Annotated in this window: 25 protein-coding genes; 18 read left to right on the top strand and 7 right to left on the bottom strand. The window is 72.5% G+C overall.

The genetic code is table 11. The features are described from left to right. Positions 1–16: 16 nt before the first annotated feature. From ACZ6I3_RS14155 to ACZ6I3_RS14145, 3 genes are read right to left on the bottom strand one after another with little or no spacing between them, the layout of a single operon-like run. On the bottom strand, positions 17–1,294 hold the full coding sequence (locus ACZ6I3_RS14155) for an MFS transporter (RefSeq protein WP_469414536.1): 1,278 nt from the start codon (positions 1,292–1,294) through the stop codon (positions 17–19). A gap of 47 nt (positions 1,295–1,341) precedes the next feature. Beyond that, complete coding sequence (locus ACZ6I3_RS14150) at positions 1,342–1,530, bottom strand: fumarylacetoacetate hydrolase family protein (protein WP_469414570.1); 189 nt, start codon at positions 1,528–1,530, stop codon at positions 1,342–1,344. Between the two features lie 12 nt (positions 1,531–1,542). Then, positions 1,543–1,809 carry a hypothetical protein gene (locus tag ACZ6I3_RS14145; protein WP_469414535.1) on the bottom strand — a complete coding sequence of 89 codons (267 nt, stop codon included), beginning with the start codon at positions 1,807–1,809 and terminating at the stop codon, positions 1,543–1,545. 172 nt (positions 1,810–1,981) lie between these two features. On the opposite strand from ACZ6I3_RS14145, the gene ACZ6I3_RS14140 reads away from it, so the two are divergent. Further along, positions 1,982–2,668, top strand: coding sequence for a FadR/GntR family transcriptional regulator (locus ACZ6I3_RS14140; RefSeq protein ID WP_469414533.1), 687 nt, complete (start codon positions 1,982–1,984; stop codon positions 2,666–2,668). A 427-nt stretch (positions 2,669–3,095) separates the two neighbouring features. Here the strand turns inward: ACZ6I3_RS14140 and ACZ6I3_RS14135 are convergent, their stop codons facing one another. After that, on the bottom strand, positions 3,096–4,433 hold the full coding sequence (locus tag ACZ6I3_RS14135; protein ID WP_469414531.1) for an MFS transporter: 1,338 nt from the start codon (positions 4,431–4,433) through the stop codon (positions 3,096–3,098). Positions 4,434–4,793: 360 nt separating this feature from the next. On the opposite strand from ACZ6I3_RS14135, the gene ACZ6I3_RS14130 reads away from it, so the two are divergent. From ACZ6I3_RS14130 to ACZ6I3_RS14075, 12 genes are all read left to right on the top strand, one after another. Beyond that, positions 4,794–5,612, top strand: coding sequence for a 2-amino-3,7-dideoxy-D-threo-hept-6-ulosonate synthase (locus ACZ6I3_RS14130; RefSeq protein WP_469414530.1), 819 nt, complete (start codon positions 4,794–4,796; stop codon positions 5,610–5,612). Further along, positions 5,609–6,823: a 3-dehydroquinate synthase II family protein gene (locus tag ACZ6I3_RS14125; protein WP_469414529.1), complete on the top strand. Its 1,215-nt coding sequence runs from the start codon at positions 5,609–5,611 to the stop codon at positions 6,821–6,823. Before ACZ6I3_RS14130 ends, ACZ6I3_RS14125 begins: the two co-directional genes overlap by 4 nt. Before the next feature lie 6 nt (positions 6,824–6,829). Beyond that, positions 6,830–8,242, top strand: coding sequence for a class I adenylate-forming enzyme family protein (locus ACZ6I3_RS14120; protein ID WP_469414527.1), 1,413 nt, complete (start codon positions 6,830–6,832; stop codon positions 8,240–8,242). Between the two features lie 81 nt (positions 8,243–8,323). After that, positions 8,324–8,599 carry an acyl carrier protein gene (locus ACZ6I3_RS14115; protein ID WP_031105264.1) on the top strand — a complete coding sequence of 92 codons (276 nt, stop codon included), beginning with the start codon at positions 8,324–8,326 and terminating at the stop codon, positions 8,597–8,599. Then, the gene (locus tag ACZ6I3_RS14110; protein WP_469414525.1) at positions 8,596–8,886 is read left to right on the top strand and encodes an acyl carrier protein; all 291 of its coding nucleotides are present in this window, start codon (positions 8,596–8,598) and stop codon (positions 8,884–8,886) included. The genes ACZ6I3_RS14115 and ACZ6I3_RS14110 overlap by 4 nt, the downstream gene beginning before the upstream one ends. Continuing rightward, positions 8,876–10,315 (top strand): beta-ketoacyl-[acyl-carrier-protein] synthase family protein, encoded by a 1,440-nt coding sequence (locus ACZ6I3_RS14105; RefSeq protein WP_469414523.1) that lies wholly within the window; start codon positions 8,876–8,878, stop codon positions 10,313–10,315. The genes ACZ6I3_RS14110 and ACZ6I3_RS14105 overlap by 11 nt, the downstream gene beginning before the upstream one ends. After that, a complete protein-coding gene (locus ACZ6I3_RS14100; protein WP_469414522.1) occupies positions 10,312–11,046 on the top strand; it encodes a hypothetical protein in 735 nt (244 codons plus the stop codon). Before ACZ6I3_RS14105 ends, ACZ6I3_RS14100 begins: the two co-directional genes overlap by 4 nt. Beyond that, complete coding sequence (locus ACZ6I3_RS14095) at positions 11,033–12,694, top strand: class I adenylate-forming enzyme family protein (RefSeq protein ID WP_469414521.1); 1,662 nt, start codon at positions 11,033–11,035, stop codon at positions 12,692–12,694. Before ACZ6I3_RS14100 ends, ACZ6I3_RS14095 begins: the two co-directional genes overlap by 14 nt. Further along, positions 12,691–13,221 (top strand): hypothetical protein, encoded by a 531-nt coding sequence (locus ACZ6I3_RS14090; protein ID WP_469414519.1) that lies wholly within the window; start codon positions 12,691–12,693, stop codon positions 13,219–13,221. The genes ACZ6I3_RS14095 and ACZ6I3_RS14090 overlap by 4 nt, the downstream gene beginning before the upstream one ends. Before the next feature lie 3 nt (positions 13,222–13,224). Then, entirely contained in the window at positions 13,225–14,142 is a 918-nt protein-coding gene (locus ACZ6I3_RS14085) for an NAD-dependent epimerase/dehydratase family protein (protein ID WP_469414517.1), read from the top strand. Beyond that, on the top strand, positions 14,139–15,836 hold the full coding sequence (locus ACZ6I3_RS14080) for an MFS transporter (protein ID WP_469414516.1): 1,698 nt from the start codon (positions 14,139–14,141) through the stop codon (positions 15,834–15,836). Before ACZ6I3_RS14085 ends, ACZ6I3_RS14080 begins: the two co-directional genes overlap by 4 nt. Beyond that, positions 15,721–16,434: an SDR family oxidoreductase gene (locus ACZ6I3_RS14075; RefSeq protein ID WP_469414569.1), complete on the top strand. Its 714-nt coding sequence runs from the start codon at positions 15,721–15,723 to the stop codon at positions 16,432–16,434. The genes ACZ6I3_RS14080 and ACZ6I3_RS14075 overlap by 116 nt, the downstream gene beginning before the upstream one ends. Positions 16,435–16,445: 11 nt before the next feature. Here ACZ6I3_RS14075 and ACZ6I3_RS14070 read toward each other — a convergent pair whose 3' ends face one another. Beyond that, entirely contained in the window at positions 16,446–17,300 is an 855-nt protein-coding gene (locus tag ACZ6I3_RS14070) for a LysR family transcriptional regulator (protein ID WP_469414514.1), read from the bottom strand. A gap of 68 nt (positions 17,301–17,368) precedes the next feature. Between ACZ6I3_RS14070 and ACZ6I3_RS14065 the strand changes: the two genes are divergently transcribed. Continuing rightward, on the top strand, positions 17,369–18,289 hold the full coding sequence (locus ACZ6I3_RS14065) for an EamA family transporter (RefSeq protein WP_469414513.1): 921 nt from the start codon (positions 17,369–17,371) through the stop codon (positions 18,287–18,289). An 87-nt stretch (positions 18,290–18,376) separates the two neighbouring features. Here ACZ6I3_RS14065 and ACZ6I3_RS14060 read toward each other — a convergent pair whose 3' ends face one another. After that, complete coding sequence (locus ACZ6I3_RS14060) at positions 18,377–18,826, bottom strand: spore-associated protein (RefSeq protein ID WP_382837151.1); 450 nt, start codon at positions 18,824–18,826, stop codon at positions 18,377–18,379. 271 nt (positions 18,827–19,097) lie between these two features. Here ACZ6I3_RS14060 and ACZ6I3_RS14055 point away from each other — a divergent pair, with 271 nt between their 5' ends. From ACZ6I3_RS14055 to ACZ6I3_RS14040, 4 genes are all read left to right on the top strand, one after another. Further along, a complete protein-coding gene (locus tag ACZ6I3_RS14055; RefSeq protein WP_469414510.1) occupies positions 19,098–19,994 on the top strand; it encodes an SCO2400 family protein in 897 nt (298 codons plus the stop codon). A 66-nt stretch (positions 19,995–20,060) separates the two neighbouring features. Then, positions 20,061–20,798: a class I SAM-dependent methyltransferase gene (locus tag ACZ6I3_RS14050; protein WP_469414509.1), complete on the top strand. Its 738-nt coding sequence runs from the start codon at positions 20,061–20,063 to the stop codon at positions 20,796–20,798. A 90-nt stretch (positions 20,799–20,888) separates the two neighbouring features. Continuing rightward, on the top strand, positions 20,889–21,692 hold the full coding sequence (locus tag ACZ6I3_RS14045; protein ID WP_469414507.1) for a serine/threonine protein kinase: 804 nt from the start codon (positions 20,889–20,891) through the stop codon (positions 21,690–21,692). Beyond that, positions 21,689–23,287, top strand: a complete 1,599-nt coding sequence (locus tag ACZ6I3_RS14040) for a protein kinase domain-containing protein (RefSeq protein ID WP_469414505.1) — start codon at positions 21,689–21,691, stop codon at positions 23,285–23,287. Before ACZ6I3_RS14045 ends, ACZ6I3_RS14040 begins: the two co-directional genes overlap by 4 nt. 71 nt (positions 23,288–23,358) lie before the next feature. On the opposite strand, the gene ACZ6I3_RS14035 is transcribed toward ACZ6I3_RS14040, so the two are convergent. Then, positions 23,359–24,405: a hypothetical protein gene (locus tag ACZ6I3_RS14035; protein ID WP_469414567.1), complete on the bottom strand. Its 1,047-nt coding sequence runs from the start codon at positions 24,403–24,405 to the stop codon at positions 23,359–23,361. Positions 24,406–24,429: the final 24 nt, after the last annotated feature.

Here is a 24,429-nt window from a genome sequence, read left to right as displayed (position 1 = left end):
CGGCGCGTGGTGCTGCTCAAGAATCCTCCGGTCCAAGACGTGGATGTTCGGGCTGTGACACGTGTGGAAGCTGACGGGCTGTCAGGGAGCCGAGGGTCGCCAACGCCGCGACGACGACGCCGAACGCCGTGGTGCCGGCGGTCGGTCCGACCGCGTCGCTGAGATAGCCGTCCGCCACCGGAAGCGTTCCGGCCAGGAGGTAACCGCCCGCGGTCAGGGCCGCGTTCGCCTCTCCAAGACGCCCGGACGGCACCACCTCGGCCAGCGTGGACAGCCCGCCCAGCTGCGATGCGCCCTGGCCAAGGCCGGACAGCACCGCCGTGACCAGCAGCAGCGGCACCGACGTGAGCGCCACCGCTGCGATCAGCGCCACCATCGCGGCCACGGTCAGCACCGCACCCATCTGGAACAGCGCCGGGACGCGTACGGCGCGGACCGTGAACTGGATGCCGGTAGCCGCGGTGAAGAGCAGGAAGATGAGGCCGCCGGACAGCAGCCGGTTGTCCGAGTGCAGGAGTCCAGCGAGCAGGGAGGGGCCCAGGCTGAGGACGAAGCCGGTGGCGGTGATGGCCGGGGCGAAGACGGCCAGGCTCGTCAACAGGGCGCGACGATGGGCCCGTGGCACGGACGGCATCCGCAGCACCCGCCCTGATCGGCGCACGCTGGTTGCCTTCGCCGGCGGCATGCGCAGCGCCAGCAACCACGCGGCCAGCATCACAAGCAGCTGCACCACGAAGACCGTCACCGTCGGGTACGGCAGGGCTTCCGAGAGCACGCCGGTGAGCAGCGGACCGAACGCCGCGCCGGCGACCATCGCGGTCGAGGCGATCAGCCCGCCGAGCTTCTTGTCACCCTCGGGCGCCAGGTCTGATACGGCGGCCATGCCGGACGACAGGATCGCCCCGACCGCGATGCCGCTGAGCACGCGGGCCAGCCCCAGTACCGCCACCGAGTGGGCGGTGATGAACAGGGCGGAGGCCACAAGTCCCAGCATCAGGCCCGGCAGCAGCACCGGACGGCGCCCGTACCGGTCGGCCAAGGTGCCTCCGATGGACAAGGTCAGCAGCAGCCCACCGATGTATCCGGCGTAGATGAGTGTGAGCGTCGCGGCTGAGAAGCCCATCCGGTCCTGCCACAGCACATACAGCGGCGTCGGCTCATTGGACAGCGCCATGGCCGCGATCACCGGCCAGGCCGCCAGCCACATCCAGCGGCGCGAGGCCACCTGGCGCGGTTCGCCCGCACCAGACTTGGCGGGCACGGTGGGCGCGGCCGGCGTGGGGAGGGGGGACATTCGAGAGCTCCGGGAAACAGTGGAGGAGGCAGGGTTCGGGGCTGGCCCTATGCCGGGTGGCTGACCGTGTTGCGCAGGGAGCCCAGCTCCGTGATGGCGCATGCGACGACGTCGCCGGACTCCAGGAAGCGGGGCGGGGCGAAGCCGATGCCGACGCTGGCCGGGGTGCCGGTGGCGATGATGTCCCCGCCGCGGAGCGTGATGCCGGTAGAGAGGGTGCTGATGAGTTCCGGGATGTCGAAGATGAGCTACTCCTGCGCGTGGTCGTGGTAGTTCTTGCCGACCGCATACAGATTGCGCGGCAGCGGGATCGGCGCACACCGGCGAGGCCCGGACGCCACGGGCAGGCCGCACGCGGCATCGAGGGCCGACGCGAGGTCGTCCCAGGTGTCGATGACCTCCAGCGTCGTGTCCTGTTCGACCACGCCTGTCAGATCGCGGATCGTGCCGTCCGTGTCGAGGCGGCCGAGGGCCGCCTTGTGGGTCCGAGGGTCAATGAATGTCACCAGCTTCATCGACTGCACCTCCTTCACGAGCCAAACCCAGCGCAACCAATTGGCGAATTGGTTGCCTCTGGTCCTGATTGGGTTCGATTGGCTACGGTAGCTCGTCCGATTTGCGCATGTCCAGCCGGGAGCGCTGCGTTAGGATTGGTCCAGATTGGTTGCGCAGTAGGGGAAGGTGAGCATGGCCGAGCAGGCAGAGACCGGGCGTCCATCGGACACGGGTGGGCAGGTGCGGGCGTTGATCGAAGATGGCCTGCGCGCGGGGCGACTGGCTCCGGGCAGTCGGCTGCCCACCGAGCGGGCTCTCGCCACCGACCTCGGCGCCTCCCGCGCGGCCATTCGCCAAGCGCTGGGCATGCTCGAGCGGGAAGGCGTCATCACCCGACATGTGGGCCGCGGAACCTTCGTCGCCGCACCGGCTGATCGCGAAGAGCCGGGTGTCCTGCAGACCAGTCCCGCCGAGATCATGACCGCCCGACTGGTGATCGAACCGGAGATCGCATACCTGGCCGCCCAGCACGCCACCCCCGCAGATCTCGCCGAGGTCCAGCGAGGACTCACCCGTGGCTGCGCAGCAGCCACCCACGCCGAGTTCGAGTCCTGGGACTCCGTATTCCACCGGGCGATCGCCCAAGCCGCCCACAACGGCCTGCTCTTGCAGATGTTCGACACCATGAACGCCGCCCGCGACCTGCCGGTCTGGGGCAACATCAAGCGTCGCTCGGCCAGCCCGGAGCGGCGTATGCGCTACGAGGCGGCCCACCAGCAGATCGTCGAAGCTCTCAGCGACCGCGATCCGGATGCGGCCCGCCAGCAGATGCGAGCCCACCTGCTCGACGTGCGGACCAACCTTCTGGGGCCGACCTGACGGCCGATGGCCACCCCGTCAGGCCCGGCGGCGCCGCTGTGCACACTCAGTCGGACGCAGGTCTGGATGCGCAGGCGGCGCGCTCGGCGGCGTTCAACTTGCCGACCTGCTTCTTCCCCGTGGTGAGGAGCTCGGCGCGGGCAGCCTTGAAGCCGGTGATGATCACTGGGTTGAAAGGCTGGGAGGCACTGTGAGCGTGGGGCGCCCCGAGAAGCTGGCCTACGACCGGGCCGGCGCGGCCCAATGCGACCGGCCCTACTGGAGCTGGCCTGCGGAACAGGCCAGTGGACCCCAAGGCTCGCCGCCCGAGCGCAGGTGGCAGCCGCCACGACGCTACGACACCGTCGGCTGCCCCACTTCTGGAACACCGTCGCCGCCGCCCGCGCGCCGGGCGGCAGACACACCGGACCGGGGAACACACGAACCGTCAGGTGTCGAACTCGTGGTCGCGGGTCTCCGGAAGGGCCAGCAGGCACAGCAGGCTCAGCAGGCAGAGGCCACCGGTGTAGAAGCCGAGGACGAGCGGGGAGTCCCAGTGGCTGTTCAGCCAGGTGGCGACCAGCGGGGCGAAGCCGCCGCCGAGGGTGTTGGCGAGGATGAAGGCCGCGGAGGCTCCGCTGTAGCGCAGCCGGGCGGGGAACAGCTCGGGGAGGAACGCGGCCACCGGGGAGAACATGAGCGCGAGCAGCATGAGGCCGACCGTGTAGGCGCCGGTGATCAGCCAGGCGTCGCGCGAACTCAGGGAGGCGTACATGGGCACCGCCCACAGCACGCAGCCGACGGCTCCGGTCAGCATCACCGGGCGGCGGCCGATCCGGTCGGACAGCCTGGCGACCGGGAGGGTGATGGCGATGCCGGCCGCGGCGCCGATGCTCGCGGCGGTCAGCATCGTGTTCTGGGGGATGCCCAGTTCCTTCGGGCCGTACGAGAGGCTGTAGACGATCGTCAGGTAGTAGACGGCCGAACCGCCGATCGCCGCGCCGGTGCCGAGCAGCAGCCGGCCGGGATACCGCTGGAGGAGCGTGGCCAGCGGAAAGCGGGACTCCGGGGCCGGGGCCGGGGCCTGTGTCTGTGCGGTGCGATGCGCCGCGTCGCGGAACACGGGTGACTCGGACACCGTCGTACGCACCCACAGGCCGATCGCCACGAGCACGGTGCTGAGCAGGAACGGGATACGCCAGGCCCAGTCGGCGAAGCCGTCCCGGCCGGCGATGTGGAGCGTGGGCAGGATGACGGCGCTGGACAGCAGGAAGCCGAGCGAGGGGCCGGCCTGCGGGACCGACGCGTACAGCGCGCGGCGGCCGGGCGGTGCGTGCTCGGCGGCGAGCAGCACCGCCCCGCCCCACTCGCCGCCCATGCTGAGGCCCTGGAGCAGACGGAGTGCCACCAGCAGGACGGGAGCGAGGAGTCCGGCGGTCTCGTACGTGGGCAGCAGACCGACGCCGACGGTGGCCACGCCCATCAGCAGGAGGGAGGCGACCAGGGCCTGTCTTCGGCCCAGCCGGTCACCGATCGTTCCGAACAGGACGACGCCGAGGGGACGGGACAGGAACGCCGCGGCGAAGGTGAGGAACGCGGCGAGGGAGGAGACGGTGGGGTTGCCGGAGGGGAAGAAGGCGGGGCCGAGGACGAGCGCGGAGGCCGTGCCGTACACGGCGAAGTCGTAGTACTCGATCGTGGTGCCGACCAGGCTCGCGACGGCGACTCGCGGGGCCTCGGCCCTCGCGGCGGCTTTCTCTGTCGTCTTGGACAGCGATTCGGGCATGGGAAGTCACCCTAGGCCCGGGAATTCGAATTCGACAAGGAAGCGACACGGAAATCCGGTCGTCCGAATTATCGAACGCGATCGGAGGGGTGGGCGGAGGAATTTCCTGCCGTTTACACGTGGCATTCGCAACAAAGCGCCCGAGACTCCACGAACAGCACCCCATGCGGTCGTCAATCCCGCTGCACCTGTCGTATTGCTGTCAATATTCATGCCGGGTGCCGCATAAATATTGACCGGTGATCGCACCTTGCCAACCGGCCGCCGCACGGGAAATGCTCACAGCGGCGCAACTTGAAAGTTCTACGACCATCGTTTTTCGGACTTTATGCGGCCACCGGCTGGGGAGGCGTATTACCCATGCTGAAAACCGGCAAGTTATTACGCTTGAGAAGACTTTCGCTGGCGGGTGACGGCCGGCATCTGCTCGTTCCTCTCGATCACAGTGTTTCGGACGGCCCGATCGTCCCCGCCGGAAAGTGGGACGATCTGCTCCGGGCGCTGGTGGACGGCGGGGCCGACGGGATCATCGTCCACAAGGGGCGCGCCCGCGCCTTCGCGCCGGACATCCTCAAGAGCTGCGCGTTGGTGGTGCACCTGAGCGCCAGTACCGCCTGCTCCGCCGACGTCCACGCCAAGGTGCTGGTCGCCGATGTCGAGGAGGCCCTGCGGCTCGGCGCGGACGCGGTCAGCGTCCATGTGAACATCGGCTCCGACACCGAGGCGCGACAGCTCTCCGACCTGGGGGCGGTGGCCCGTTCCTGCGACGCGTGGGGCATGCCGCTGATCGCGATGGTCTACCCGCGCGGCCCCCGGATCGAGGACCCGCGCGACCCCGCCCTCCTGGCGCACCTGGCCAACGTCGCCGCGGACCTGGGCGCGGACATGGTGAAGACCTCCGTCGCCCTGCCCATCGAGCGGATGGCGGAGGTGGTGGCGGGCAGCCCCATCCCCGTCCTCGCGGCGGGCGGACCGCCGGACGGCACCGACCTCGTCGAGTACGGCACCGCCGTGATGGCCACCGGCTGCCGGGGGCTGGCCGTCGGCCGCCGGATCTTCTCGGCGCCCTCGCCCGCCTCCCTGGTGGCCCGCCTCGCCGCGGTCGTACACGGTGACGGCGGCGCTTCGAATGGCATGAGCATGACCCATCCCTCGACGTTCGTGGCAGGAGTCGCATGAGGTTCGCATGGATCGATCTGCGTCAAGTCCCCGGCCCGCAGCTCCAGGCGGTGGTGGACGCGGCCGTCCACGCCCGGATGGCCGGGGTGGTGGCCGCCGACGCCGAACTGCTCGCCACACTGCCCCCGACCGTCACCCGGGTACTGGCACCCGAGGGCCGGGCCCCGGCCGCCCCGAAGAAGCCCGGTGACAAGGCGGAGAGGGACACCGGCGCCAAGGAGGCGAAGGGCACCGACGGCGCCGGGTCCGCGTCCGGGACCGGAAGCTCCCCGGCCGGCGGCGGAATCGACGTCCTGCTGCGGAGGTTCGGCACCGAGGACGAACTGGACGCCCTCGCCGCCGGCAACCGCGCCGCCGGTGGCACACCCGCCGCCGGCGTCGTCGACGTACGGGACGACCGCACGCTCCAGCTGTCGTGCGCCGGCGCCATGAAGCTGCCGTACACCGTCATCCACTTCGCCGACCCGACCAAGATCCCGCTGGAGATCGTGCTCGCCGCGGCCGAGTCCGCCGACGGCAAGCTGGTGACCGTCGTCGACGGCCTGGAGGAGGCGGCGATCGTCTTCGACGTGCTGGAGCGCGGCTCGGACGGCATCCTGTTCACGCCCCGCAGCGCCGACGAGGTGTTCGCGCTGGCACGGCTGCTGCAGGCCACCACACCCCAGTTGGAGCTGTCCACGCTGACCGTGGAGAGCATCCGGCACGTCGGACTCGGCGACCGGGTCTGTGTCGACACCTGCTCGCACTTCGAGGAGGACGAGGGCATCCTCGTCGGCTCGTACTCCTCCGGCTTCGTCCTGTGCTGCAGCGAGACCCATCCGCTGCCGTACATGCCGACCCGGCCGTTCCGGGTCAACGCCGGGGCCCTGCACTCGTACACGCTCGGACCCGACAACCGCACCAACTACCTGAGCGAGGTGGGCTCCGGCAGCGTCCTGCTGGCGGTCGGCGCCGACGGCCGCACCCGGCGGGTCGTGGTCGGCCGCGCCAAGCTGGAGTCCCGGCCGCTGCTGGAGATCCGCACCCACGCCGAGGACGGACGGCTGGTCAGTCTGACCGTGCAGGACGACTGGCACGTACGGGTGCTCGGCCCGGGCGGGAAGGTCCTCAACGTCACCGAACTGCGGACCGGTGACGAACTGCTCGGCTACCTGGCCACGGACAAGCGCCATGTCGGCCTGCCCATCGGCGAGTTCTGCAAGGAGGTCTGAGGCCTCATGGACGAACGCGCGACAGACCCGGCCGACTCGATGGGCTCGCTCGTCCAGCGGCTGCTCGACGCCCGGGACGACGGCCTGCCCTTCTTGATACACCGACAGGAGACGGTCAGCCGCGCGCAGTTACGTGAGCGGGTGGCCAAACAGGCCGCCGTGTTCGCCGGATACGGCATCGGCCCGGGCAGCACCGTGGGACTGCGGACACCGCCCAGCTTCACCCAGGTGGAGGTGCTGCTCGCGCTGTGGCGGCTCGGCGCCCAGGTGCTGCTCCTCGACTTCCGGCTCAAACCGGCCGAGGTGGAGGCCCTCTGCGCGGTCTGCCGGCCGCAGTTCCTCGTCGGCGCCGGGTCCAACGTCCGGGCGGCGTTCGGTTTCCGGCCCGAGTACGAGGTCACCACCGAGTGCCGCAGGACCGGCCGGCCGGCCGCCACCGGGCACCGGCTGGTGCAGTTCAGCTCGGGCTCCACCGGGCGGCCGAAGGTGATCGGCAGGACCGTGCGGTCGGTCGCCGCAGAAGTGGACGCGTTCGCCACGGTTCCCGGCATGCCGGGGGAGCGCGACCGGCTGCTGTTGCTCAGTTCGACAGCCCACAGCTTCGGTCTGATCGGCGGGCTGCTGTACTCGCTGGCGGCGGGCGTCTCCGTGGTGTTCGCGCCCCGCGTCTCGGCCCGGGACATCCTGCGGACCGCGGTGGACCACCGGGTCACCGCCCTGTTCGGCGTGCCGACACACTTCGAACTGCTCGCGGCCGCCCTCGATCCGCCCGCACTGCCCGAGCTGCGGATCGCGGTGTCGGGCGGCGAGCTGATGCCCCCGCGGGTGGCGGCACGGTTCGCCGAACGGTACGGCGTCCCGGTCGGCGAGGCCTACGGCACCACCGAGACCGGCATCGTCGCCATCGACGTCGGAGGCGCGCTGCGGCCCTCGGTCGGCCGGGCCGCACCGGGCGTGGTGGTGCGGCGGTACCGGGGTGAACTGGACGTGGCGCTGCCCGAGTCCCCGTATCTCTTCGACTCGGGCGGTACGCAGTACGCGGACGGCTGGCTGCACACCCGGGACCGGGCCACCGTGGACGAGACCGGGGCGGTCAGCGTGCACGGCCGGGCCGACTCGCTCGTCGTGATCGGCGGTCTGAAGGTGGATCTCACCGAGGTCGAGCAGGTGCTCCGCGAGCACCCGGCGGTCGAGCAGGCGGTCCTGGTCCACGAGGGCGTGACCGAGGCGTACGTCGCGGTGGCCGCCGGTGCCGAGGAGCCGTCCGCGGAGGAACTGCTGCGGTGGTGCCGGGAGCGGCTGGCCGACTACAAGCTGCCGCGGGTGATCCGGCTGCTGGAGACCCTGCCGCGCACGTCCAACGGGAAGCTGCTGCGCCAGGCGGCGGCGTTGCAGGCGGCGGCGAGCGGTGCGTCGTAGGCCGGACCGGGCCGCCCGAACACCTTCCGTGCGATTCCCCCGATTCCCCCACCGGTACCTCTCACTGGAGTTCTGTCGACCATGAGCACATCGACCCTGGAAGAAGAGATCCGCGAGTTCGTCCTGACCGCGGTCATCGACGAGATGAACATCCTGACCAGCCGTGAGGGCATCACCGACGACAGCCCGGTGACCGTCGGCGGGCTGGACGTCGACTCACTCAGCCTGATCGAGCTCACGATGCGGCTGGAGTCCCGGTTCGGCGTGGAGATCCCGGACACCGACATCGAGCCGCTGGCCTCCCTGACCCTCGGCGGACTCGTCGCCGAGGTCGTCCGGCGCGGTGCGCGGGCATGAGCACGGAAGCCTCGCCGGCCCCCCTCACCACCGACACCGTCCGGCAGTTGCTGTCGGACCGCAAGGTCTTCCCCGGGCTGCCCGACGACCTCGGCGAGGACGCCGAACTGGTGCTGGACTCCCTCGGGCTGGTGTGGCTGCTCCACGTGGTCGAGGAGCGCTACGGCCTGGTCGTCGAGCCCACCGACGAGGACATCGCCGGGCTGACCTCGCTGCGGCGGCTCACCGGATACCTGCGTGCGGCACAGACCGACCGGGCGGAAGGGAGCGGCCGGGATGAGCGATGACGTGACGATCACCGGCTTCGGCGTACGCACCGCGTTCGGCACGGGCGCCGATGCCCTCCGGCGTGGCGTCTTCGCGGGGATCCCCGCGTTCCGCCCCACCACCCGGTTCGACACGGGCCCCTACCGGACGCCGATGGCTGCCGCCGCCCCCGACGGACCCGACGCGGTCGAGGACTGGGCGCTGCGCCACGCACTCGCCCGCTGCGGGACGGAAGCCCTCGACATGGCCGGCCTCGGCCCGGGCACGGAGGCGGCGGTCCTGCTCGGCGTCGCCGGCGACCACACCAGCGTCACGCGGTACTGGCGGAGTCGGCCGGCGGAGATCGCGTCGGTATCGGCGCGTGGGCCGGGAACGGACGTGGGCCGGAGCGGGGGCGTTGGCCTGAACGGTGCTGCCGGTGCTGCCGGTGAGGACGTGGGCCGGAACGCGGGTGTCGTGCTGCATGGCGCGGCGGGCGAGGACGTGGGCCGGGGCGGGGGCGTTGGCCTTAACGGTGTTGCCGGTGAGGGCGTGGGCCGGAGCGCGGGTGTCGTGGGCGCGGGCCCGAACGCGGGCGCCGTAGCCGCGGGCGGCCCCGGTGCCGAGCCGGAGGGGGGCGCGGCGCGGCTCGCCGACGCCGTGCCCGCGCGGCTCGCCGAGTTGCTGGCCGGTCACCTCGGGCTGACCGGGCCCCGGCTCACCTTCACCAACGCCTGTGTCGCCTCCGCCGCCGCGATCATCCACGCCTGCCGGCTGATCTCCTCCGGCCGGATCGACGTCGCCGTCTGCGCGGGCGGATACCTCGTGGAGGAGGAGACCTTCGGCAAGTTCGACTCCGGCCGGGCCCTGTCCCGCGACGGCATGGTGCGCCCGTTCAGCGCCGACCGCAGCGGGCTGCTGCTCGGCGACGGAGTCGCGGCCGTCGTACTGGAGTCCGCGGCGCACGCCCGCCGGCGCGGTGCCCGGCCGCTGGCGTCCGTGCCGGGCTGGGGCGCGGCGACGGACGCCCACCACATCGCCCAGCCGCATCCGCAGGGAGCCGGCCTGGCCCGGGCCACCCGGCAGGCGCTGCGGCTGGCCGGCGACCCGGACGGCGCGGCCCTCGGGTATGTCAACGCCCACGGGACCGGCACCAAGTACAACGACGGCGCCGAGACCCGAGGGCTGCGAGCCGCGCTCGCGAAGCGGGCGGAGTCGATCCCGGTGAGCTCGACCAAGAGCACCACCGGGCACCTCCTGGAGGCGGCGGGCATCGTGGAGTTCGTCATCACGATGCTGGCCCTGACGGACGGGGTGCTGCCGCCGACCGCCGGGTTCACCCGGCCCGACCCGGAATGCGACCTCGACTACGTGCCGAACCGGCCGCGCCGGGCCGACCCACGCCGGGCCCTCACCATCAACGCCGCCTTCGGGGGCGCCAACACCGCACTCGTGCTGGAGCGGCCGTGACGACGGACAAACTCGTACCCCGCTCACCCCTCGGCATCCTGGCGAGCGCCACCGCGACCCACCGCACCGGGCGCCCGGACGACATCGCGCTGCCGAGGCTGCCCGGCTTCGTGGAGTCGGCGTTCAGCCCGCTGGCCTACGAGGTCGCCCGGCAGTGCCTGGCCGAACGGCCCGATGGGGGAGGCTCCCGGACCGCCGTGGCGCTGGCCGGCCTGCTGGGCGACACGACCACCGCGGACCTGGCCAGCAGCCGGATGGTCACCGGGCGGGTCCACAACCCGCTGCTGTTCATGCAGGCCACCCCCAACTCCGTACTGGGCCACATGAGCCGGGAGTTCGGGATCACCGGACAGATGTTCAGCCTCTCGACCTTCGGCGACGCGCTGACGGAACTGCTGGCCATGGCGGATCTCCTGCTGGAGGACCCGGAGCTGGACCGGGTGCTGGTGCTGGGTGTGGAGCTGGGCGGCGGTGAGCGGGCGGCCGCCGTGTACCGGGAACTGGCCCTCGGCGAGCACCCGTTGGCGGGCCTTCCCGCGAACGCGGGCAGGGCAGCGGCGCTGCTGCTCGCCCGTCCCGGCGACGGGACCCCCGTGACGGTCCGGGCGGACGAGACGCACGACTCGGCTACCGGGACCGCCGCCTGCCCCGGAAGCATCCAGGGCCTCTTCGAGCTGGCGGCAACCCACTCCGAGGCGAGGAAGGAGAAGGAGACCCATGCTCATCAGTAGGCAGGAGCGCGCCCGGATCTGCTCCGACACCGAACTGGGCGCCGGCAACGTCCTGGAGCGACTGACGGCGTACGGCCGCCCGCTCGACGAGCCGGTGCTGCGGACCGACGGCAGCTGGCGGGCGCCGGACGGCAGCCGTCCGCGGGTGCTGACGCTCGGGCGGCTGATCGAGGCCGTCGAGACCTACGCGGGCTGGTACGCCGCCCGAGGGGTACGGCCCCGCGACCCGGTCGCCGTGCACTCCCACTCCAGCGCCGAGTTCGCCGTGAACTTCCTGGCACTGACCTCACTCGGCGCGATCCCCTCGTTCGTCAACGGCAACCTGGCCCCCGAGACCGCCCGGGAATACGTACGCGGACAGGGGGCGGTGGGCGCCTTCACGGACCGGGAGCACCATGCCGTGCTGTCGGGGCCGGGGCTCGGCTTCCTCGTCACCGCCGCCGACATCCGGCCCGGGGACCGCGCCGCCCTGCCGCCGTCGTACCCGTACCGGCACGACCCCACCGACCCGGTGCTCATCTCGCACTCGTCCGGAACCACCGGCATGCCCAAGGGGGTTCCGCACACCCACCGGACGCTGATGTACGCGCAGGTGCACCGGCTGCGCTACTCCACCGGGACCGACATGGAGCGCACCCTGGTCGGGCTGCCGGGCGCGCACAACGCCATGGTGGCGACCCTGCTGTACTGCCTGTTGCTCCGCACGGACATCAAGCTGCTCTCCAGCCGGCGCGGCACCGATGTGCTGGACGCCATCGAGGAGTTCCGGCCGACCACGGTGCTGGCCTTCGCCGGGACCTTCGGCGAGATGGCCGCGGAGGACCTGACGAGCCGCCGTCTGGACAGTGTCCAGGTGTGGTTCAACACCGGGGACGCGGCGCACGAGGCGCACATCCGGGCCCTGGTGCGGCACGGCGGCCACGAGAGGATCGGGCGCGATCTGCGGCGTACGCGGGTCGAGGGCTCCGTCTTCGTGGACGGGCTCGGCTCGTCCGAGGCGGGCTACTCCGTCTTCCACAACCGGCACACCAAGGACACCTCGGCCTATTCGCGCTGCGTCGGCAAGCCGATCAGCTTCGCCGAGGCCGCCGTGCTCGCGGAGGACGGCACCCCGCTGCCACCGGGCCGGATCGGCCGCCTCGGCCTGAAGTCGCCGACCCTCACGCCCGGTTACTGGAACGACTCGCTGACCTGGAACCGGCTGCGGCTGGGCGGCTACTGGCTCACCGGGGACCTCGCCCACCAGGACGAGGACGGCAACTTCTACCACCTCGACCGGGCACCGGACGCGATCCGGACCCGCGACGGGATCCTGTTCAGCACCCGCACCGAGGAACTGCTCCTGCGGGAGCTGCCCGAACTGGCCGACTGCACGGTCGTCGGGGTGGCCCCCGAGGGCGTACGGGCGGACTGGGACGGCGGGGGAGAGGCAGAGGCGTACGCGCTGCTCCAGCTCGCGGACGGCGACGCCCCGGCCGGCGACGGCGAGGCATGGACCGAGCGGGTCAACGCGGTCCTGGCGGCCGCCGGGTTCCCCCGGGTGGCCCGGGCCCTGCGGATGGAACCCGACGAGGTGCCCAAGGGCGCCACGGGAAAGGTCCTCAAACGCGTGATGCGCGACCGGTTCGCCACCAGGGGGCAGGAGTGAGGGACGACGCAACCAACCACCGCGCGCAGACCGTGGACGCGTACCGGCTGTGGTGGCAGCACGACGCCCACTGGTACCAGGGGGTGGCCGGACGCTTCGGGCAGGAGGCCGCGAACGAGCTCAACGCGGAGGCGTTGCGCAAGGTGGCTCTGCACGTCGGGCAGCGCGTCGCCCGCAGGTCGGGCCCGCTGCCCGGCAGCGGCGACACCCGCAAGGACCTGGAAGAGCTGCGCCGCCGCTACGACGAGTGCGGCGACCGCATGTTCCCGCCGGAACTGCGCAACGCCTCCACCGAGGTCGAGGACGACGACAGAATCGTCCTCACCCTGCGGCGGAACTTCGCCATCACCATGGTGCGGATGGCCGGTTCGCTGGAGGGCTACCGATGCCCCTGCACCGACATCCACGCGGGCTGGTCCGAGGGACTCGGCGTGACCCTGACCGAGAACCGGGCCGAGAGCTGTCTGCGCGACGGCGACAAGGCGTGCCGCCTGCTGATGCGGGTCGCCCCGAGTACGGAGGGCTGAGCGGTGCGGGTACTGGTAGCCGGTGCTTCCGGAGTGGTCGGACATCCGCTGGTGGGTGCGCTGCGGGCGCGGGGGCACCACGTGAGCGCCCTGGTCCGGGACACCTCCCGGGCCCCGGACGCGGACGAGACGGTGGTCGCAGACGCCCTCGACCGCGAGTCGCTGCTGCGGGCGGTCCCGGCCGCCCGGCCCGACGTGGTCGTGCACCAGCTGACGGCGCTGCGGCTGCTGCGCGACGATCCGGCGGGCGCCTTCGCGCAGACCGCGCGGCTGCGCACCGAGGGCACCGCCCACCTGGTCGAGGCGGCCCGGGAGGCCGGTGCGCGACGGCTGGTCGCGCAGTCCATCGCCTTCGCCGCGGCCCCGGCCGGGGACCCGGTCCTCGACGAGGACGCACCGTTGTACCTGGACGCCCCGGACCCCGGCTGGGCCGCCACCGTACGGGCCGTCGCCGAGCTGGAACGGCTGGTGCCGAGCGACGCGGGCCTGAGCGGCCTGGTTCTCAGATACGGCACCCTGTACGGCCCCGGCACCGCGTACGCCCGTACCGGCGGGACCGGGCAGCGGGTGCTGGCCGGGCAACTCCCGCTGCCCGAGGGCGGGTCGGGGATCACCTCGTTCCTGCATGTGGAGGACGCCGTGGGAGCGGCCGTGGCGGCCGTCGAGTCCGAGGTCACCGGGGTCCTGAACATCACGGACGACGAACCGGCATCGGCCGCCGAGTGGCTGCCGCACTACGCCCGCGCGCTGGGTGCCCCTGCCCCGCGCACGGTTCCGGCGGCGATGGCGCCCCGGCTGCTCGGCTGGTTCACGGCCCATCAGCTCACCGCGGCGCGGGGCGCGTCCAACGACCGGGCGCGTACGACGCTGGGCTGGAAGCCGCTGCGGCCGAGCTGGCGCGACGGGCTGGGGGCACGATGACCGGCTCCGGGGAGCCGGCGGCCGTCCCGTCGCGGCCCTGGGCCGTGCTGCTGGTCGTGGTCTGCGCCCAGATGCTGATCTGGCTGGACACCTCGATCCTCAACGTCGCCGTCACCACCCTGGCCGATCCGGCCGAGGGCCTGGGCGCGACGCCCGCCGAGCTGGAGTGGGTGGCGAGCGCCTACACCCTGGTCTTCGCCGGTGGTCTCTTCGCGGGCGGCGCGCTGGCCGACCGGTTCGGCCCCCGGGCCACCCTTCTCGCCGGACTCGCGCTGTTCGGCGCGGCCTCCGCCGCCGGCGCGTTCGCGGGGAGCCCGGCGTGGCTGGTCGTGGCGCGCGCGTTCATGGGCGCGGGCAGTGCGCTGCTGATGCCGGCGACCCTGTCGGTGATCGTGCAGAGCACCCCGGAGGCGAAACGCACCAGGGCGATCGCGATCTGGAGCTCCTCCAGCGGCCTGGGCGTGGCCGTCGGCCCGGTGGTGGGCGGGGCGCTGCTCAGCAACTTCTGGTGGGGGTCGGTGTTTCTGGTCAACGTGCCGATCGTCGCCCTGTGCCTGGCCGGAGTCGCGGCCGTCGTACCCGGGTTGAGGAGTCCCCGGCGCAGACCGCTCGACCTCCCGGGCCTCGCCCTGTCGGTGCTCGGCCTCGGCGGCGTGGTCTACGGGATCATCGAAGCCGGCGACGGACAGGCCTGGTACGGGCCGCACGTCCTCCTCCCGCTGGCCCTGGGCGGCGCCCTGCTCTGCGCGTTCGTGGCCGGTCAGCGCAGGTCCCCGGCGCCCAGCCTGGATCTGCGGCTCTTCCGGCAGCCCGGGTTCACGGCCGGGAGCGTGGTGCTGCTGATCGCGTTCATGGCACTGGCCGGGCATCTGTTCTACGCCGCCTTCTATCTCCAGGGGCCTCGCGGGCTCTCCCCCTCCGAGGCCGGCACCGTGATGATCGCCGCCGCGGTCGGCATCGTCCTGGGCAGTCAGGCGTCCCCCGCGCTGAGCAGGCTGCTGTCGGCCCGGTGGACGGTCGCCGCCGGTGTCCTGGCCACAGCGGCCACCTACGTCGCCTACGCCTGGCTCGACGGGCGGACCCCGGTCCTGGTCATCGTCGTGCTGCTGTGGATCCAGGGCTTCGGGATGGGCCTGGTCGGCACGCCGGTCACGGCCGCCATGATGAGCGGGGTGCCACCGCATCTCGCGGGCGCCGGCTCGGCCGTCAACAGCGTCACCCGGCAGGTCGGCGGAACACTCGGGGTGGCGATGGCCGGTTCGATCCTCTCCGGCGTGTACCGGGAGCGGATGGCGGACGCCGAACTGCCCGGCACCGCACAGGGGTTGTCCCCGGCCGCCGGGGAACAGGCCCGGGCCTCCGCCGAGGCGGCCCGCTCACTGGCCGGTTCCCTGCGGCTGCCGGAACTGGCGGCCACGGCGGACCGGGCCTTCCTCGACGCGATGTACGCCGCCACCCTCGCCGTCGCCGCACTGGCCCTCGTCGGCTGCGCGGTGGCCGTCGTGGGTCTGCGTACACGGGCACCGCGACATGAGAGCACACAGGACAGCGGCAGGACAGGAGAGGGAAGCCATGCCGGTGCGGGCAACGAGCCGTTCGGTCTTCGTCACCGGGGGGAACAGGGGGATCGGGCTGGCCATCGCCCGCCGTTTCGCGGCCGGGGGAGACCGGGTGGCGGTGACCTTCAGAGGTGAGGAGCCGCCCGCTTCCGAGGGCTTCCTCGCCGTACGGTGCGATGTGACGGACAGCGATCAGGTGGACCGCGCCTTCACGGAGACCGAGGCGGCCCACGGCCCGGTCACCGTCCTGGTCGCGAGCGCGGGCGCCGCCAACGACCGCCTGCTGGTGCGGATGAGCGACGCCGACTTCACCTCCGTCCTCGACACCAACCTCACGGGTGCCTTCCGGGCCGCCCGGCGAGCGGTGCGCGGGATGCTCCGCGAAGGCCACGGCCGTATCGTGCTGGTCTCCTCCACGGCGGCGCTGCACGGCGCCCCCGGGCAGACCAACTACGCGGCGGCCAAGGCGGGGCTGGTCGGATTCGCGCGGTCGCTGACCCACGAGCTCGGCCCCAGGGACATCACCTGCAACGTGGTGGCGCCCGGCCTCACCGACTCGGACATGAGCCGCGCCCTCACCGACCGGCAGCGCCAGGACCTGCTGCGCCGCACCCCGGCCGGACGCCTCGCCCGCCCCGAGGAGGTCGCCGACGCGGTGGCGTTCCTGGCCGGTGCCGGGTATGTACGCGGCGCCGTCGTCCCGGTCGACGGCGGCGCCGGGCTCGGGCACTGAGGGCAGGCGGATCAGCCCGTGCCGTACAGCGTCGTGAGCAGTTCGAGCGCGGCCTGGGCGGCGGGATGCGGTTCGTCCCGCCACCAGGCGAGGCGCACCGCGATCGGCTCGGCGTCGCGTACCGGCCGGTAGACGATGCCGGGGCGCGGGTACTGGTGCGCGGTGGACTCGGCCGTCATCCCCACGCAGCGGCCCAGCGAGATCGCGGTCAGCCAGTCGTCGACGTCGTGGGTGGCCCGGGTCGCCGGAGGGGAGTCCGCCGGCCAGAGCCGGATCGTGGTGGTGCCCGTCCGCCGGTCGATCAGCAGTGTGCGTCCGCCGATGTCGGCGAGCCGCACGGAGCGGCGCCGGGCCAAGGGGTCGTCGGACGCCATCGCGCACAAGCGCCGCTCCAGGCCCACGATCGCGGAGTCGAAACGGCGGTCGTCCAGTGGTCTGCGGACCACGGCCAGGTCGCAGGCGCCCTCCGCGAGGCCGGCGGTGGCGGAGTTGACGCGGACGAGCCGCAGCTCCGTCTCCGGGTGCGTCTCGGCCCAGCGGCGCTGAAAGGCCAGCGTGTGGCGGCCCACGGCCGACCACGCGTAACCGACCCGCAGGGTGGCATGGCCCGAGGTGGCCTCCTGGACCAGATCGTCCACCTCGGCGAGCACCCGCCGGGCGTGCCCCAGCACCCGCAGCCCCGTTCCGGTCGGACTCACCTCACGGGAGGTCCGCCGCAACAGCCTTACGCCGAGGGCGCGTTCGAGGGAGGCGAGGGTGCGGGACACGGCGGCCTGGGAGACCCCGAGCGCGATGGCGGCGTCGGTGAAGCTGCCCTCGTCGACGATCGCGACGAGGCAGCGCAGCTGCCGCAGCTCCACATCCATGACTCCAGCGTATAGACGCAGTCCCGGATGCATTTTGCGCAACCCCCGTGCCGACTCAGGATCGGGCCATGGACGCAGCCTCCGCACCGACGCCGGCACCCGCGCAGGGAACCCTCGCGGCCCCCTCCGCCCAGGACCTCGGCGCCCCGCACCCCGCCGGAAAACGCCTGGCCGGTGTGGTCACCATGGTCGGCAGCGGTCTGTCCAACCAGACCGGCGCCGCGATCGGGTCCCTGGCTTTCCCCGTCCTCGGGCCGGTCGGTGTCGTCGCCGTACGCCAGTACGTGGCCGCGATCGTCCTGATGGCCGTCGGCCGCCCCCGTCCGCGGACCTTCACCAAGCGGCAGTGGTGGCCGGTCCTGCTGCTGGCTCTGGTCTTCGGGACGATGAACCTGTCCCTGTACAGCGCCATCGACCGCATCGGCCTCGGCCTCGCGGTGACCCTGGAGTTCCTCGGGCCCCTGAGCATCGCCCTTGCCGCCTCACGCCGCCGGGTGGACGCGTGCTGCGCGCTGATCGCCGCGGCAGGTGTCGTCACCCTGATGCGGCCGCAGCCCTCCACCGACTACCCGGGCATGGGCCTCGGGTTGCTCGCCGCCGTCTGCTGGGCGTCGTACATCCTGCTCAACCGCACCGTCGGCCGGCGCATACCCGGAGTGCAGGGATCGGCCGCCGCGGCCGGGGTCTCCGCCCTGATGTTCCTGCCGGTCGGGATCGTCCTCGTCGTCGACCGTCCGCCGACCGCGGGGTCCGTCGCCTACGCCCTCGTGGCCGGCGTCCTGTCCTCGGCGGTCCCGTACCTGGCGGACCTGCTCACCCTGCGCCGCGTACCGGCCCGGGTCTTCGGGCTCTTCATGAGCGTCAACCCCGTGCTGGCCGCCGTGGTCGGCTGGATCGTCCTCGGCCAGAACCTGGGCTGGACCGAGGCGGCGGCCATCGCGGCCATCGTGGCCGCCAACGCGCTCAGCATTCTCACGTCACGCGCCTGAGCCCGCCGAGCCCCGCGTGAAGAAACCGGGCCACCACGGTCCCCCGCGAACGCGCGGCAGGGGAGTGGTGACCCGGCTGGAGGGGGGTCAGCGGGTGAAGGTGGTCCGGTGTTCCTTCAGGGAGCCGCAGTTGGAGCCGACCACCTGGACGTACACGTTGGAGATGCTGCCGCCCCAGTCGACGCAGTGACCCTTGCCGCGGACGTAGGTCGGTCCGGCGTACGACTTGAAGAGCCCCGCGTCCGAGTCGCCTTCCTCGGTGTCGGGGACCCAGACGTACGCGGACATGTCCACGGCCGTCCCCGGGTTGTTGCGGATGGTCGTGACGCAGTTGTGGCCGTTGGAAGCGTTGTACGTGAGGTAGATCGTGCCGAGCGAGCCGACGGCCGCGGAGTTCACGGTCTTGTAGCCGCTGCCGCAGACCTTCTGCGGAGTGGTGTTGGGCGCGGCGGAGGCGGGCGACGCCAGGGCGGTCATGGTCCCCATCGACAGCGCCGCCACCGCGGACGCGGCCAGGACGGAACGGGTGAATCTCATATTTCCCCCTTGCAACTCTTCGAGGTGGTTGCTCCTGCATGGTGTGACCCGCAGGGGGTCCAAAGGGTTGTGCGCCAACTCCCGGGAAAATCAGGCGAGACGGCGAGCGCCGGAGTGTGCCCAGCCTCATCCGGCTTTACTCACGGGTCACTTATGGCACACGCGAAGTGCAGAGGATCTGTGCAGGGGTGTCACACAGGCTGCACACGGCCCTTTCAAAGTCTCGTTAGCGTTACGGCTCGACTCGCCAGCCAGATCGGGAAGACCACACATGGACTACTGCTCCTCGTGCCGTCGGCACCTCAACGGCGCCTTGGTCTGCCCGGGGTGCGGTGCCTACGCCCCGGACATCGACCCCTCCGCGCTCGCCGCCCGGCATGAGGGGAACGTGTGGGACGACCGGACCGTGTGGGACGAGAACCGCGCCCGCACGCGGGAAATCCCCCTCGCCCACCCCGGGCCGTTCGCAGGCCGGGAGATCCCGGACACGGACCCGTCCGAAGGCCACGGGACCGCTGACACCGCCGCAGCCGACGACTACCAGGCCCCCCAGGAGGGACGGGCGGCGCGGCGTCGTCAGCTGGCCCGCTGGAAGAAGAACCAGCGCCGGGCCGTGGTGGCGACCGCCGTCGCGCTGGTCGGCGGCGGTCTGACCGTCGCCGCCATGAAGGGGGACGCCAAGCCCGGTGTCCAGGCGGCCACGGCGCCGGAGGACACCACCATGGGCGGCGCCGCGGGGGAGGCCCCGACGTACACCGAACCGACGTCGCGCCAGTACGAGACCCCGCGCACCTCGCCCACCACGCCGCCACAGGCCGGCCGCGCCTCGCGCCACCAGCAGCCGCGCGCCGCCGACCCCCGCACCACGCCGAAGGACACCCGGACGGACGCGGCCGCCACCCCCCGCGAGCTGCCGCTGACGACCCCGCAGCAGCGGACCACCGTCCCGGACGCCGTCGAGACGGTCACCGGCACAGCCGGTTCGTCCGCGTCGAGGGCCACCGAACCGACGACACCGCCTGCCGACGAGAACGGCACGGACTCGCAGCAGCCGGCATCGCCCACGACACCCCCGCCCGCGGCGAGCCCCACTCCGACCGCCCCCTCGGGCTCGGACGCGGACTCGAAGCCGAAGGAACTCTGCCTGCTCGTCATCTGCCTCGGCTGAGCGACGGGAGGGCGGTCACCGAAAACCGGTGGCCGCCCGCGGCCCGCTCTTCGTACCTTCGGGCGCATGGCTGACGAGTGCTTCCGGCATCCGCGGCTCGCCGCGGTCTACGACCCGCTCGACCCCGACCGCGGCGACCTCGACCCGTATCTGCGCATGACGGAGGAGTTCGGGGCACGTCAGGTGCTCGACATCGGCTGCGGGACGGGCGTGTTCGCGCTGCGCCTGGCCGCCCGCGGTATCCAGGTCGTCGGCGTCGATCCCGCCGGGGCGTCCCTCGACGTGGCCCGCGGCAAGCCGGGCGGCGAGCGGGTGCGGTGGATCCACGGCGACGCGACGGCCCTGCCGCCCCTGGCCGCCGACCTCGCGACGATGACGGGCAACGCCGCCCAGGAGATCACCGGCACTGAGGACTGGCACGCGTTCCTGCGAGGCGCCCGAGCGGCTCTGCGGCCGGGCGGACGCCTGGTCTTCGAGACCCGGATCCCGGCTCGCCGCGCCTGGGAGGAGTGGAATCGCGAGGTCACGTACGCCGTGACGGACCTCCCCGGAAGCGGCGCCGTCGAGTACTGGGTCGAACTGCTCGACGTGTCCGGCCCGTTGGTGACGTTCCGTCAGGTCTATCGGTTCGCTGCGGACGGACAGGTGCTGGCCTCGGAGTCGACGCTGCGCTTTCGCGAGCGGCGGGAGGTCGAGACGGAACTCGTCGCGCGGGGCTTCGTGGTGGAGGACGTACGCGAGGCGCCCGACCGGCCGGGGAAAGAGTACGTGTTCGTCGCACGACGTCCGGAAACCGCTCACTGAGACGGCCCCGCCGGCTCTGCGCAACCGGAATCCGCCCGTACAATCCTCGCGACCAAATCGGGGGCCGTCAGCATCGGGGGACATCCTGTTGTGGAAACGATCATCGTGCAGTTGCCCGGTCCCGCACCGTGGGGTTCGGACGAGACGGGCAGTCCCGAACTGATCCACCTGGGGCCCGGGGACATCGCCGACTTCGGACGCGGCACGCCCGGCGGCACAGAGGTGCGCATCACCCTGACCGACCCCGGCGTCTCCCGCCGCGCCGGGCAGCTCGAGGCGGCCGGGGACTACTGGCGGCTGTCCAACTTCAGCCGCAGCGTGTCGTACGTCGTGGAGAACCTGGAGGGAGCCGGCGAGTACCTCACCGTCGCCCCCGGGCGCCTCGGTGCGCCCGTGCCCTTCGAGTTCTCCCGAGTGGTGCTCCCGGCCCTGTCCGGCAACGCCGCCTTCAAGGTGTTCGCACCCCAGCACGCCTACCTCGGCGAGCGGTCCGTGCCGGGCGGCGGGGAACAGACCGTCCACCCCTTCGCCCTGGACCCCACGTCGAAGTACTTCCTCGTCCTGGTGGCCCTGTGCGAGCCCCGGCTGCGCGATCCCTCCGACTCGGCGCTGCCCGGCGTCGGACAGATCGTGGAGCGGCTGCGGCCGCTGGAAGGCTGCCGGGACCTGACCCGCTCCGCGGTCAACTACCACATCGACTACCTCGCCTTCGCCAAACTCCGCCTGGACCTGGGCGAGGAGGCCGCGGCCGGAACCGACGGCGGCCGCACCGGTGCCAAGCGCACCCGGCTCGCCTCGGTCGCCCTGCGCTTCGGCCTGGTGCGCGAAGAGCACCTCGGCCTGCTGCCGCCCCGCAGCGCCGGCCGCCTCTCCCCGCAGGAGGCCGGCGCATGACGACACCCGACGCCCGGGATCCCCGGGATCCCCGGGATCCCCGGGACTTCCAGGACTTCCAGGACGACGACCTCGAGGCGCCCCGCCCTCGCCTTCCCGAGGGCTTCCGGATCGAGGGCTGGGAGACAGGCGCGGTCATCGGCTCCGGTGGCTGGGGGACCGTGTACGAGGCCCGTACCGTCGCCGACGGCACGCCCGTGGCGGTGAAGGTGCTGCCGACCGGTGCCCTGGGCCCCGGCCAGCGCGCCGCGCTCGGTGAACTCGTGGCACGCGAGGTCCGCTTCAGCGCGGAGGCCGACCACCCCCACCTCGTCCGGACCCACGCCGTGTGCACGGTCGAGGCCCCGGAGCTGCCCGCCCTGGACGGTGCGATCGCGCTGGTGATGGACCGTGCGGAGGCGAGCCTGAAGGACGTACTGGACGCCGCGGCGAGCGGTCGGCCGATCGACGGCGCCGAACGCGTCCTGCGCGGAGTCGCCGCCGGACTGGCCCATATGCACGACGCCGGCTGGGTGCACGGCGACCTCAAACCCGCCAACGTCCTGCTGGGCCCGGGCGGGAAGGTGTGGCTGGCCGACTTCGGACTGGCCACCGAACTCGACGGCACCCACGCCCATCTGCCGCCGCTCGGCACCCTCGACCATCTGCCGCCCGAGTGGTGGTCCCAGCGCACCGGCACCCAGGGCGCCGTGGTCCGGCCCACCGCCGACATCTGGGCCTTCGGCGTCCTCGCCCACCAGGTGCTCACCGGCGGACTCCACCCCTTCGCGGGCGCGACGGCCCGGGCCCGCTCGCTCGCCGCCCAGACCTACGCGCGCGGCACCGCGCCCCTGCGGCTCGACGCCGGCCTCGGCGACGACACGCGCCGGCTGATCGCCGACTGCCTGGCCGCGGACCACACCACCCGCCTCCCGCACACCGCGTCCGACATCGCCGCCCGGATCGAGGACATCACCGGCGGTCCGCGCCGCCGCCGGCGACACGTGCTGCCTGCCGTCGCGGCCGGGCTCGTCGTCCTGACCGCCGGAGCGGTCGCCGGGGTGGCCCTGCTCGGCGGCGGCATCGGCACGCGGGACGACGACCGTGACGGCGACGTCTCCGCCACCGTCACCGGCGCGCGCCGACCGGTGCCGGGCGAGATACCCGCGGACTCCGACGTACCCGAGGCGCTGCGCCCCGTCATCGCCCGCGCCGCCCACCGCTGCACGGACGAGGAGATCACGCCCGTCCTGCTCGCCGCGCTGATCAAGGCCGAGAGCGGCTTCGACGCGAACGCGTCCCGCCCGGAGAGCGAGGAGTACGGCATCGCCATGTGGACCCCGTCGGTGTTCCGCGCCTGGGCCGTGGACGGGGACGGCGACGGCGACAAGGACCACATGTCGCCGCCGGACGCGATCTCCACGATGAGCCTCTACGTGTGCTGGCTCGACCAGCGCTTCAAACAGGCCGGGCTGCCGAAGAAGGACCTGCCCGCGCTGGTCGCGGCCGGCTATCGCACCAGCGACCGCACGGTCATCGAGGAGGGCGGCGTCCCGGCCCGGGTACGGCCGCACGTGGACAAGGTGCTGCGCTACCTCGCCGCCTACGAGCAGTGACCCCCGGGCACACGCGAGCGGTGGGCCGGACCCGTCAGGGCCCCGCCCACCGCTCGCCCCCCCCGTTCCCGTCACGGCCGCGCCGAGCCGCACTCCGGGACGTTCGGCAGCCGGTTGTCCGGCGAGCTGATGTAGATGTTGGAGATGTAGCCCCCGTACTGGGGCAGGTAGGCCCACCACTCGTTGGTGTAGGGCGGCACGCTGACCACCTGGCCCCGGACCTGGCAGCCCACCAGCACCTCGACCCCGGCCGGGAGCTGCGTGACCCGGCCGTCGCCCGTGGCCGGACCCCTGCGGACGTTCACGAACTCGCCCCAGGTGCCGAACCAGGTCCCCGAGGGCCGCGTCCCGCCGGGCACGTTCAGCGAGCGGGTCAGCCGGCCGAGGTCGGTGTAGGCCTTCCCGTACGACGTCCCGACCGGATGCAGCGTCAGCACGGCCACGATCGCCCGGTCGTCCGCGCCCACCGTGCCGGTGGTGTGCAGCGCGGGACGGGTGAGATCCACGGCCGCGGCGGCCCTCGCCCCTGGTGCGGCGGCCGGTTCTGCCGCGGCCGCTGTTCCCGACGCGCCGCACGTCCCCTTCGCGTACTTCCCGGACCAGCCCTGCTTCACCGCCCAGGGACGCTCGAACGACCCGGCGATGCCGAAATGCTGGTCGAAGCGGTCCGACGCGCAGCGCGTGGAGCGGCGCAGATTGTCCATGACGAAGTCACGGACGGGCGCGGGCGCCTTGTCCAGGAGGTAGCGGTAGATCGCCACGGTGTCGCGGGCCGACAGGGCGGTGTAGCCCCAGTAGCCCTCGTACCCGGCGGGCGGTGGCGCCGTGTCGCGCAGGTCGAGCCGGTCGGACATCCGGTCGATGATCGCCGGGCCGCCGTACTCCGACCAGTAGTGGTCCGCGGCATCGTCCCAGCTGCTGCGGAGCATCGGCTCCAGCCGGGCCCGGTCGGCCTCGGGAATGGTGTAGTCCGGCCCCCGGTCCCACAGGAAGTCCAGGGCCAGCAGCAGTTTGACGACCGACGCGGACCGGAACCGCGCGCTCTCGTCGACCTGTTCGGTGAAGGTGCCGGTGCGGCGGTCGAAGACCGCGACCCCGGCGGTGACGCCGGCCGGGATCTGGACGGCCTCGGCGCTTCGGCC

It is taken from the genome of Streptomyces sp. NPDC041940, assembly GCF_055589465.1.
This window is presented reverse-complemented; position numbering and strand designations above follow the sequence as displayed.